Origin of the sequence: Pseudomonas sp. TH31, from assembly GCF_016650815.1 — a bacterium.
In the GTDB taxonomy this organism is placed as follows: domain Bacteria; phylum Pseudomonadota; class Gammaproteobacteria; order Pseudomonadales; family Pseudomonadaceae; genus Aquipseudomonas.
The window spans coordinates 135895-148237 of the sequence record NZ_JAEKEZ010000014.1; the positions used below are offsets into that span (position 1 = coordinate 135895).

General features: G+C 61.6%; 5 protein-coding genes and 2 pseudogenes. 2 read left to right on the top strand and 5 right to left on the bottom strand.

The features are described from left to right. The first annotated feature begins 99 nt into the window (after window positions 1-99). Window positions 100-1991 (top strand): annotated as a pseudogene (locus JFV26_RS10970) (methyl-accepting chemotaxis protein). A 115-nt stretch (window positions 1992-2106) separates the two neighbouring features. Here the strand turns inward: JFV26_RS10970 and JFV26_RS10975 are convergent. From JFV26_RS10975 to JFV26_RS10995, 5 genes and pseudogenes are all read right to left on the bottom strand, one after another. Continuing rightward, complete coding sequence (locus JFV26_RS10975; protein ID WP_201192184.1) at window positions 2107-2709, bottom strand: DUF924 family protein; 603 nt, start codon at window positions 2707-2709, stop codon at window positions 2107-2109. A 4-nt stretch (window positions 2710-2713) separates the two neighbouring features. Then, a pseudogene (locus JFV26_RS10980) lies at window positions 2714-3723 on the bottom strand (class 1 fructose-bisphosphatase). Between the two features lie 304 nt (window positions 3724-4027). Continuing rightward, complete coding sequence (locus tag JFV26_RS10985) at window positions 4028-5401, bottom strand: DUF3999 domain-containing protein (RefSeq protein ID WP_201192186.1); 1374 nt, start codon at window positions 5399-5401, stop codon at window positions 4028-4030. Beyond that, a complete protein-coding gene (locus JFV26_RS10990) occupies window positions 5398-8997 on the bottom strand; it encodes a DUF2339 domain-containing protein (RefSeq protein WP_201192188.1) in 3600 nt (1199 codons plus the stop codon). Before JFV26_RS10990 ends, JFV26_RS10985 begins: the two co-directional genes overlap by 4 nt. Window positions 8998-9168: 171 nt before the next feature. Continuing rightward, on the bottom strand, window positions 9169-11619 hold the full coding sequence (locus JFV26_RS10995) for a glycogen/starch/alpha-glucan phosphorylase (RefSeq protein WP_201192190.1): 2451 nt from the start codon (window positions 11617-11619) through the stop codon (window positions 9169-9171). A 258-nt stretch (window positions 11620-11877) separates the two neighbouring features. Here JFV26_RS10995 and JFV26_RS11000 point away from each other — a divergent pair, with 258 nt between their 5' ends. Beyond that, window positions 11878-12318, top strand: coding sequence for a YkgJ family cysteine cluster protein (locus JFV26_RS11000; RefSeq protein ID WP_149416955.1), 441 nt, complete (start codon window positions 11878-11880; stop codon window positions 12316-12318). The last annotated feature ends 25 nt before the right edge of the window (window positions 12319-12343 follow it).

A 12343-nucleotide genomic window follows, 5' to 3' on the forward strand; every position in this document is an offset into this window, starting at 1 on the left:
CTTTGGCGCAGACCTGTCGACATAGAAGCAGCGCAAAGCCCCAGGTGTGGCAAATTGCCGCTCCCCTTGTTGACCAGCCCCTCCGCGGTAGCTCATTTAATGACCAGAAACATGAAGTTCAGCCACAAGATCTTGTTGGCTGCTGCCCTCGTAGTGGCCGTTGCATTCGCCTGTTTCATCCTCTTCAACGACTACCGTCAGCGCCAGACACTGCGCAGCAATACCGAATCCTCGATGCAGGAACTCGGCAGCCTGACCACCAGCAACATCCAGACCTGGCTGGAAAGCCGCATCCAGTTGCTGCAATCGCTGTCCCAGCAGATTGCCGTGGATGGCAGCGCTCCGGCCAGTCTGAAACGCGCCATTGACCTGCCGGCTTACACCGGCAACTTCCAGTTGAGCTACTTCGGCAGCACCGAAGGCGTGATGACCTCGATTCCGGCCGGCAATCGCGCTGCCGATTACGACCCGCGCGCCCGTGGCTGGTACAAGGCCGCCGACAACGCCCGGCAAACCATCGTTACCGAACCCTACATCGCCGCTTCGTCCGGCAAACTGGTGATCACCGTTGCGACACCGGTACAGCATCAGAACCAGCTGATTGGTGTCGCCGGTGCGGACATCGACCTGTCCAGCGTCAGCGCGATCATCAACTCGCTGAACTTCGGCGGTCACGGCCATGCGTTTATCGTCAGCGCCGAGGGCAAGATCCTGATCCACCCGGACAGCAAGCTGGTGCTCAAGACCCTTGCTGACGCGTACCCGAACAGCGCCCCCAAAGTCAGTCCGGGCATGAAAGAAGTCGAGCTCGACGGCAAGCGCCAATTCATCTCCTTCACCCACGTCAACGGCGTGCCGTCGGCGGACTGGTACGTGGCGCTGGTGCTCGACCAGGACACCGCGTTCTCGATGCTAAGCGAGTTTCGCACCTCGGCGATCATTGCCATGGTCATCGCCGTGGTGATCATCATCGCGCTGCTGGGCTTGCTGATCAGCTTCCTGATGCAACCGCTGCTGACCATGGGCCGCGCGATGCATGACATCGCCGAAGGAGAAGGCGACCTGACCAAGCGCCTGACCATTCACGGCCAGGATGAATTCGGCGCGCTGGGCACTTCGTTCAACCGCTTCGTGGAACGCATTCACACCTCGATCCGCGAAGTGGCCTCGGCCACCGGCCAGGTCAACGAAGTGGCCTTGCGTGTGGTTGCTGCGTCGAACTCGTCGATGTTCAACTCCGACCAGCAATCCTCGCGCACCAGCAGCGTAGCCGCAGCGATCAACGAGCTCGGTGCCGCCGCCCAGGAAATCGCCCAGAACGCCGCCCTCGCCTCTCAGCATTCGAGCGACGCCCGCGCCTTGGCCGAAGAAGGTCAACAGGTAGTGGATAAAACCATCGCCGCCATGCAGCAGCTGTCGGCCAAGATCAGCGATTCGTGCGGCAACATCGAGACGCTCAATAGCAACACCGTGAACATCGGGCAGATTCTGGAAGTGATTACCAGTATCTCCCAGCAGACCAACCTGTTGGCACTGAACGCGGCCATCGAAGCCGCGCGGGCCGGTGAAGCCGGACGCGGTTTTGCCGTGGTGGCCGACGAGGTACGCAACCTCGCCCACCGCACCCAGGATTCGGCGCAGCAAGTGCAGAAGATGATCGAGGAGTTGCAAGTCGGCGCCCGGAAGCGGTGAGCACCATGACCGACAGCCAGCGCCAGAGCGAAAGCAGCGTCGGCATTGCCAACCAGGCCGGTGAACGCCTGGGCAGCGTGACTCAACGTATCGGTGAAATCGACGGGATGAACCAGTCGGTGGCGACCGCGACCGAAGAGCAGACGGCGGTGGTGGAGTCGATCAACGTCGACATTACCGAGATCAACACGTTGAACCAGGAAGGCGTGGAGAACTTGCAGGCAACGTTGCGCGCGTGCTCGGACCTTGAGCAGCAGGCGGCGCGGTTGAAGCAGTTGGTGGGTAGTTTCAGAATTTAAAAATCAAAAGATCGCAGCCTGCGGCAGCTCCTACAGGTGCTGTCGCGGTGCAACACAGATCCCTGTAGGAGCTGCCGTAGGCTGTGATCTTGGCGGCATCAGCAACAACAATGAGTTAGAACCGGGAACCCGGCCCCGAAAGAAACTCGATTTCCTCAGCCGTAGACACCCTTCCCAACACCCCATTACGATGGGGAAACCGTCCAAACTTCGCAATCACCTTCTGATGCCGCTCGGCATAATCCAGGTTATCGGCAAACACCGTCCGGTCAGCCTCAGGCTGCTGCGCGAGCAACTCGATAAACCGCGAAACCGCCTCGTTCTGCACCACCAGATTCTCGCAATGCTCAAACACCAAGTAGATGAACACCCGCTGAATCGGCCGTAACTGCCGATCAAAATCCGCGGCTATGCCTTGCGCCACCAGGGCCTGGGCCCGGCGATCACCGGCAAACGATTTGGGTGTGTCGCGAAAGATCATTCGCGGGAGTTGATCAAGCAGCAGCACCAGAGCCAGCCAACCTTCAGGGCGTTGCGCCCAGTCAGTCAAACCGCCGGCCAGTGCCTGCTCGACCCAGTCCCCGAAACGCGTCTGCGCTTCGAGGTCCTGGCTGTCGCGCTTGCCGAACCATAACTGGCCCTTGTCAGCCGCTACGTCGTCGGGGGATTCGGAAGATCCGAACCACCATTCGAGCAACGGCTGCCAGGGCGCGGTCATGGGTTTATTCCTTGTGGTAAGCCGTAGCGCGCTCGACTTCTTCTTTCGAACCAAGGAACACCGCTACGCGCTGGTGCAGGCCTTCAGGCTGAATGTCGAGGATGCGCTGGTGGCCATCGGTGGACGCGCCGCCGGCCTGTTCAACCAGGAACGACATCGGGTTGGCTTCGTACATCAGGCGCAGTTTGCCTGGCTTGGACGGCTCGCGGCTGTCGCGTGGGTACATGAACAGGCCACCACGGGTCAGGATGCGGTGCACGTCCGCGACCATCGCGGCGACCCAGCGCATGTTGTAGTTCTTTTTCAGCGGGCCTTCTTCGCCCGCCAGCAATTCGCCGACGTAGCGTTGTACCGGCGCTTCCCAGTGACGCTGGTTGGACATGTTGATCGCGAATTCCTGAGTGGAGGTCGGGATCTGGATGTCTTCGTGGGTCAGCACGAAGCTGCCCATTTCACGGTCCAGGGTAAAACCTTTCACGCCATCACCCAGGGTCAGCACCAGCATGGTCTGCGGGCCGTAGATCGCGTAACCGGCGGCTACTTGTTGGGTGCCTGGTTGCAGAAAGGCCTTTTCATTCAAAGGCTCGTTCTGGGTCAGGTATTCGTTCGGGCAACGCAGCACCGAGAAGATCGTACCGACCGGGGCGTTGATGTCGATGTTCGACGAGCCGTCCAGTGGGTCGAATACCAGCAGGTACGCGCCTTTCGGGTATTTGCCCGGATCTGGTAGGCATTGTCCATTTCTTCGGACGCCATGCCGGCCAGGTGACCGCCCCATTCGTTGGCTTCGAGCAGGATCTCGTTGGAGATTACGTCGAGCTTCTTCTGCACTTCGCCTTGGACGTTTTCAGTGTCCATGCTGCCCAGTACGCCGCCCAGGGCGCCCTTGGAGACGGCGTGGCTGATTTCCTTGCAGGCGCGCGCCACCACTTCGATCAGGAAACGCAGATCGGCAGGAGTGTTGTTGCTACGGGTCTGCTCAATCAAATAGCGACTCAGGGTAACGCGGGACATGGAAGGCTCCGAGGAATGGGGGGGCTAAAAACCCGCGCAGTTTAACGCGAGTCGAGGCGCATTTCCTCCTATCAGACGTGATACACCCAATAGAGTTCATGCGCGGGGTTTAGCGTAGTTCGAAATGGTGCGGATGTGGTTTGGGGATCGAAGGCAAATTGAACATTTTCGCCGGCAGATAAGCCGCCTTCGCGAGCAAGCCCGCTCCCACATTTGACCTGTGTTGTGAACAAAATCTCTGTCATAACGCTGATCCACTGTGGGAGCGGGCTTGCTCGCGAATGGCGCGTAGCGCCAGCCATTCTCAGAATTTGGCTGGGGGTTTACGCAACAGACTGGCCGCCATCACCGCCAGGAACAGCACACTGAGCAACAACACCGCCCACAGCCCGAACTTCTTCCAGTCCGTGTCAGCCGTAGCAACGGTCACCGCTGGCGAAACTGGCGTCACCACCGCTGCGCCATCAATCGTGGCCTTGCCCAACGTCGCCAATTTGGCCGGGCTGTAATCCGGAATCAACGTCGGCAACGGCAAATTCGCCGTCTTTACCGTCGCACTGCCCAACGCCAACGTATACGGCCCGGCGCCACGCGCCAGGAACACCACCTGCGTCGAACGCACGGCGAACTTCACGGTCGGCGCAGCAGCGCCCAAGCCACCACCGCGCTCATCCACGGTCAGCTTTAACTGCTGCACGGTTTGCCCCGACAACTGCAATTGGTTCTGCACCACATCCTGGCCATTCTGGGTCAGGCGATAGAGCAACCCGCTGCTTAATGGCTGCCAAGGCAAACTGCTCTCGCGTCGCCCGGACAAGGTCACCGGCGCCAGGCTATTGGGCTGGCTCAAGTCGACCTGGACCCGCTCGACATTCAGCCCCATCGGCAACTGCCAGGTGTATTCACCGGCCTTCACGCTGGTGCCGGCCAACGGTTGCGACCAGACCAACGGCAGCGGCAGGCTGTGGGTGCTGGCGCTTTCCAGTTGGGCCGAAGTCAGCACCGGCGCCGACTGCGGGGTGTTCCACAGCAAGCGCAGATAGCGCGCCGACTGCCCCGGCAAGCCGACTTCATGTTGCTCGACCCGTTCGTCGGCAAACGACAACCGCGCCACCTGCCCTTCACCCCACGCCTGCCAATGCTGCAAGTCATCGCTGGCTTCGATACTGAAACGCTGGAAACCCTCGCGCTCGCTGGTCCAGTCGAGGATCAACTGCTGCAACGGCGCCTTGATCGCGCTCGCGTCGAGCAACCAGCCGCGCAGTACTTCTTCGCCCGCCTCCAGTTGGCTGGACGGCTGCACTTGCACCAGCGTGCCGTTGGCGCTCGATTGTACCCGCACGCTGGGTGCACGTTCGGTGGCGTCTGCCGAGGCGTACAGCGGGAACCACTTCACGTCGGTCAGCGTACGGTTTTCGGCGGATTGTGCGGTTTCCCGGGCCACGGCATAGGCCTGCGCCTCGCCGGCCGCGTTGAACACACGTATGTCGCTGAGATCAGTCTGCCGCGCGTTCAGTTGCACGTTCAGCGGCAGTTCGAGGCGATACCACGGGCCTTCGCCGCTCACGGACAGCGGCACTTGCGTGCTGAAGTCCGCCGGTTTTTCTTGCGCGCTGGCGCACAGCGTCACGCCCAGCGCAACAGCGCCCAACCAACCCAGGTTCAGCTTCTGACTCAAGACGACACTCCTTCGGTTTCCGGGGCCGGTTTTTCAGCATCCGGCGCAGCCTCGACGCGCTTGGGCGGCAACGGGGCGAAATAACCCACCACCAGCAGCAACACGCCAACGCCGATAAACGAGACGATCCGGGCAAGTCCGCCACGGTTACTCAATTCAATGAAGAACAGCTTGGCCACCACCAGGCCAATCAGCGCGGCGCCGATCAGCCAGACTTCACGGCGATGCCGCAGGTGGCCACCAATCATCAGCCCCAGCGCCATCAGGGTCCAGACGATCGACAGACCGGCCTGCACTTGCATCGATGCCAGCAGCAAATCCAGCTCAAACGGCACGCCACCCCAATGGTGGGCCGTACGCGTGACCACTGCGCAGAAAAAGACAAACAACGAAACACCGGCGATCAATTGCGTAGCGTGCTCGGCGTAAAACTTCGGCAGCGCAAATTGCGTCACCGCGCGGCGTGTCCAGACGTAAACGCCGAACAACGCAAACAGCAGGCCCAATTCCAGCGGGTTGATCAGCGGCACGTAAGGCAGCGGGTCGGCGGTGCCGTCGCTGACACCGTTCGCCAACCAGAACCAGCCCAGCATCAGCAAGGCCAACGGCGCCGCCGCGTAGACACGGTATTCGCGCGGATACGCCGACACCGGCCATGGCCAGTTGCGCGGCGCAGCCGCCAGCACCAGATACACACTCGGCAGAATCGCCCATCCCAGCCAGCGCCAGGCGTTGTACTGCTCGGACAACAGCAGCAAGCCGTAACGCAGTTCCAGGGCCAGCACACCGATCAATAACCAGCAGCCGAGCACATGAGCAGTACTGAGGGCGCGTGCCGGCAACATCGGCGCCAGACGTCGCAGGGAGACGAGATGCACAACGAACACCGCCGCCCACACCAACCAGCCGAAGTTGGCCGCCGGGTGAAAGCGCGCATGCCACGCAGCAGCCAATACCAGACCGGACGCCGGAATCAGCAAGGTGCAGAGCAAGCCCAGCGCCGGCCATTTCAGGCGCAGCGCCAACACCGACCACAGCGCCACACTCAGTGCCGCGACGGCCAGCAACAAGGTCGCTTGCAGATCCACAGGCGCAAAGCGCAGCACTTCACTGATCCATGCCAGCGCCCACCAGCCCGCGCCCCACACCAGCAGCAATTCGGACAGACGATGCAGGCTCAGCACATCGAAAGCCGAGTCATGCTTGCCAAGCTGCAAGCGCCAGGCACCGACGAGCGCGGCCAGGCCCAGTACCAGCGGCGTCCAGAACCCGCTGTGGGCCAACGGTCGCAAGCCTTCACTGGCCAACGGTCCGAGCAGATCCGGCACGGCGAACAGGAACTGCGCACCACCGATCACCTGCAACAGCAGACCGAAGACAAAACTCACGGGCTGCTTCAGGTACAGGCTCAGCCAGATGATGAACAAACCGCTGGCGGCCCACACCGCACTCGCGGTTTGCCATGGCAGCACGAACAACACCGCAAGGTTGATCAGCACCAGACCGGCCAGCAAGATCACCGATAAACCGCGCAGCAAGCGCACATCGTTGCGCACCATCTCATCGCGGGCCGCCAGCAACATGCCGGCGATCAACGCCAGGCCAATCAGCGAGGCACTGAGCAAACCGCTCCAGCCAGCACTGAACACCGCGGCGGAGCCATCGTTCGCCCCGTGCAGCCGCAACAGGAACAACGCGCCGCCGAGCAATTGCACGGCAAACGCGGTGAACAGGAACGTGCGCGATTGCAGGCGCAGACCAATGAACAACGTCGCCAACCCGGCCAGCGCCCAACTGATCGCCGTGCCGTGGGTGAGGAAGAACAGCGGTGCCAGCAAATAAAGGAACGTCAGGCCGAGGCAAGCCAACACCGGCAAGCCCTGGCGCTCCCACTCAGAGGCCTGCTCCGGCAAGGCTTTGCGCAATTGATAGAAGCTGAACAGCAACGCCACGCCGAGCATCAATGCGCCCAATGGCGAACCGTCCAGCAGGCTGCTTTCGCCGGCCTGCAACTTACTGAGAAACGCCAGTGCCGAGCCGAGTTGCAGCAGCAAGGCGAAGGCGCGGGCCAGCGGTCGTTGCTGGCGCAGGCCGAGCCAGAAGATCCCCGCGCCTTCCACCGCCCAAGCGGCAGCCGTCCAACGCGCGTCGAGGCCCAAGGGGATCGCCAGACTGGCGAAGATCACGCCAAGGGCCAGGCAGGTTTCCGCCAGCAACACTGCGCGACCGCCCATCAGCAATCGGGCCAGGCCCATATAGAGCATGCCCAGCCCCAGCGCACTGAACGCGGCAGCGAACTCCAGGTGCTGGACCAGCGCGAATTGCAAACCGAAGCCCACCAGCGGCGGCCCGAACAGCATCGTGCCATCGACGTAATCGCCCTTGCGCGCCGACCAGTGCAGCAGCGCCTGGCGACTCTCATCTTCAGGCGAGTCGCTCATCTGCAGCAATTTGCGCCGGGTAAACAACAGGCCGATGCCCAGGTACATCAGGAAGAACAGAATCAGGAACGGCTCGGTGCTCCACAGTAACTCCGGCGTGTAAGAACGCACGCCCCAGGCGAAACCGATGCCGAAAGTACCGACAAAACCGATCAGGTTGAGCACGCGCCAGGCCTTGAACCAGGCAATACCAAGAATGCCGGCGTTGAGCAGGGCGAAGTAGCTGAACAGCGCGACGTGGTTGCCGGCGCCGGTCGAGGTCAGGATTGGCGCGGCGAAGCCGCCCAGTGCGGCGACGCAGGCCAGCGCCAGGGAATCCTGGGTGATCGCCAGAATCGCCGAGAACACCGTCACCGCCACCAGCAGGCCCAGGGCCGCCGTCGGGTCGAGTATCGGGTGCAAGCGCATTGCGGCGAACACCGTCAGGTACAACACCGCGATCCCGGTGCCTTGCAACATCAGCGCGTATTGGTTGTTGCGATGACGCAGCCACCAGCCCAATGCGAGCAAGCCCAGGGCACTGGCGGCGACACCGGCGTAACGCATCTCGATCGGCACCACCATGCCTTCGGTGGCGTAACGCAGCAGGAACGCCAGGCCGAGGAACAACAGCACCACGCCAACCCGCAGCACCGTGTTGCCACCGAACAGCCAGTTGCGCGCACCGTTGATGGCGCGGTCGAAAACGTTAGGCTCGCGCGGGGCTGCCGGTTGTCGCGGTTCGCGGGCGACCGGTTCCGGGGTCCAGACATCGGCGGGCAGCGGACGGCTGGTTTCGGAGGCCGTGGCGGTGATCGGCTCGAGCCCGGGCGGAAGCTCCCAGAGTAGCTCCGGGGTTTCGACGGGAGGATCGACGGGGATGTCGTCGAGAATGAATTCAGGGGCTGCGACAGGTTCGCTGACAATCGGCTCGCTGGTTTCCGGTGCCTTGAAGCCAGCCCCCTCCAGCAATATCAGCCGTTGCAGCAATGTATTGAGCGCCACCTGCGTCTGTTCGAGCAAACGGTGCTGCTCGGCAGCTTGCCTGCCCAAACGGCCAATGCGAAAGGCCTGGCCAATGCCCAACCCGAACAAAGCGCCCAACAGCGCATCGCTGAACGACTCGTCGAGTATCCAACCCAGCGCCAAGCCAATCAGCATTAAAATCCATTGCATGGTCGATATCCCTAAGCCCAGTGGCCAATCCGAGAAGATTAGCGCAGCCCGTTGCAAAAAGATCGCAGCCTTCGGCAGCGCCTACAAAAGCGCGGTGTGACGCGGTCCTGTAGGCGCTGCCGAAGGCTGCGATCTTTTCCCGGGCGCTAGTATATCGAGCCGATCTAAAAGTTACTCAAGTGCCTTCCAGATCTCCGTCGCGTACTCACGAATCGTCCGGTCCGAGGAGAACCAGCCCATGCGCGCCGTGTTCAACACCGCCGAACGCCACCAGGCTTGAGAATCGTGCCAGTGAGCTTCGACGCGCATCTGGGCGTCCCAGTAGGAGTCGAAATCGGCGCAGACCAGGAAGCGGTCATAGTCGATCAGCGAATCGATCAAACCGGCGTAACGGGACGGATCATCCGGCGAGAACACCCCGCCGCGAATCGCTTGCAGCACGTCGTTAAGCCGATGGGACGCAGCAATATCCGGCGTCGCACTGAACTCATGGTTTTGCTTGCGTGCTTCCACCTGCTGAGCGCTGAGGCCGAAAATAAACATGTGCTCGGCGCCGATCCGTTCGCACATCTCGACGTTGGCGCCATCGAGGGTGCCGATGGTCAACGCACCGTTGAGGCCGAACTTCATGTTGCTGGTGCCCGACGCCTCGAAGCCGGCCGTGGAGATCTGTTCCGATAAATCCGCCGCCGGAATGATGCTCTCCGCCAGGCTGACGTTGTAGTTGGGCAGGAACACCACCTTGAGCAAACCGCGCACGGTCGGGTCGTTGTTCACCACCCGGGCGATGTCATTGGTCAGTTTGATGATCAGCTTGGCCTGGTGATAACTGGCCGCCGCCTTGCCGGCGAAGATCTTCACACGCGGCACCCAGTCGACTTCCGGCTCGGCACGAATCGCCTGATACAGCGCGACGGTGTGCAGCAGGTTGAGCAACTGGCGTTTGTATTCGTGGATCCGCTTGACCTGCACGTCGAACATCGCCGCCGGGTTGACCGCGATGCCCAGCCGTTCGTGAATCAGGTACGCCAGGGCTTTCTTGCTGTGCAGCCGCTGATCAGCGAAAGCCTTGCGAAACGCCGCCTTCTCGGCGAACGTTTCAAGTTCGATCAGCCGCTGCTCGGCGTTATCCAAAAGATCGGGACCGAGGGCGTCGACCATCATGGCCGTCAGCTCGGGGTTGGCCTGGAAGAGCCAGCGGCGGAAGGTGATGCCGTTGGTCTTGTTGTTGATCCGGTCCGGGTAGAGCTTGTGCAGTTCGGAGAACACGGTCTTGCGCATCAGTTGCGTGTGCAACCCGGACACGCCGTTGACGCTGTGGGAACCGAGGAATGCGAGGTTGCCCATGCGCACGCGGCGGCCGTTGTCTTCCTCGATCAGCGACACTGCGCGCAGCACGTCGAAGTCGTGGATGCCTTTGGCCCGCAGCGAGTCGATGTGCTGGGCGTTGATCAGGTAAATGATCTGCATGTGCCGCGGCAGCATGCGTTCCATCAAGCCGACCGGCCAGGTTTCCAGCGCTTCCGGCAGCAAGGTGTGGTTGGTGTACGACAGTGTGTCGACCGTCACCTGCCACGCGGCATCCCACGCAACATCGTAGACGTCGACCAGTTGCCGCATCAGTTCGGCCACGGCAATTGATGGGTGGGTGTCGTTGAGCTGGATTGCCGCGTGGTCGCCCAGGGTCAGCACCGAGGTGTGCATGTTGCGGTGACGGCGCAGCAAGTCCTGGAGGGACGCAGCGACGAAAAAGTATTCCTGCCGCAGACGCAGTTCCTGACCGGCTTCGGTGCTGTCTGCCGGGTAAAGCACTCGGGAGATACTTTCGGCCCGGGCCACTTCGGCCACGGCGCCCAAGTGGTCGCCGGCGTTGAAGCGCTCCAGGTGCAGGTCTTCCATGGCGCGGGCACGCCACAGGCGCAGGGTGTTGACGCTCGCACCGCGCCAGCCGACCACCGGGGTGTCGTAGGCGATGGCCCGCACGGTTTCTACCGGGGTCCAGACCTGGCGAGACTTGCCGGCCTCATCAGTGACAGTTTCGACGCTGCCGCCGAAGCCGATCGGGTAGACGACTTCCGGCCGCTCGAACTCCCACGGGTTGCCAAAATCCAGCCAGTGTTCGGTTTGTTCCTGCTGCCAGCCATCGACGATGGCCTGGCGGAACAACCCGTGTTCGTAACGAATGCCATAGCCATGGCCGGCGATGCCGAGGGTCGACATGCTTTCCATGAAGCACGCCGCCAGGCGACCGAGGCCGCCGTTACCCAGCGCCGCATCGGGCTCCAGCAGGCGGATGCGCTCCAGGTCGACGCCGAGCTCGGTCAGCGCCTCACGGGCAACGTCGAGCAGGCCGAGGTTGCTGAGGCTGTCGTAGAGCAAACGGCCAATAAGAAATTCAAGGGAAAGGTAGTAAACCCGCTTCTGACCTTTGCGGTAGATCTGCCGCGTGTGATCCATCCAGTGCTCGACCATGTGATCGCGCGCTGCCAAGGCAATGGCTTCGAACCAGTCGTGGTCGAAGGCGTGATCCGGGTCTTTGCCCACCGCGTAGGTGAGTTTGGTCAAGACGGCGTCGCGGAATGCGGCCACCTCTGCTTCGCGAACAAGTGGTTCTTGAGTCATCGATAGGACCTCGAGCGAGCTTGGAATTGTCTGAGCCTAGACGGTCTGACAGGTGGTATGGGCTCTGGTTCGGCAGTTTTTCCTGTTAGTGCGAGATAGCTCGGCATTACGCTGGCGGGTGGCTGAATCAATGCAGGGGCCGTGCCGAAACACACGGGTTATTTGGCGATATCGCAAAAAATCTGGCGAAAGGTTGTTCAAAAATCCACCAGTCCCGGTATGATCGCGCGCCCTGATGCACGCTGGTAACAACCGATGATGAAGTCCAACCTGATCGCCGCCGCGGAGATCGACCGCCTCGATACCTGGGCCAAGTACTCTGCCCCGATGTGTGGCTCCTGCGTGTCCAGCTGCTGCACCTTGCCGGTCGAGGTCAAGATCAAGGATCTGATCCGTATCGGCATCGTCGACGAGTTCGAGCGCGGCGAACCGGCGAAGAACATCGCCAAGCGTTTGCAGAAGGAAGGGATCGTCGAGCGTTACAACCAGAAGTCCGAGATCTTCACCCTCCAGCGCATGAGCAACAACGATTGCCTGTACCTGGATCGTAAGAGCCGTCTGTGCACTATTTATGAAAAGCGCCCGGATACTTGCCGCAACCACCCGAAAATCGGACCGCGGCCGGGGTATTGCGCTTACAAGCCTAAAGAAGTGGCGCGCGAGACCAGCAGCAGCCGTCGCACGCTCGAGAAGTTTTAACGCCAAAAGATCGCAGCCTTCGGCG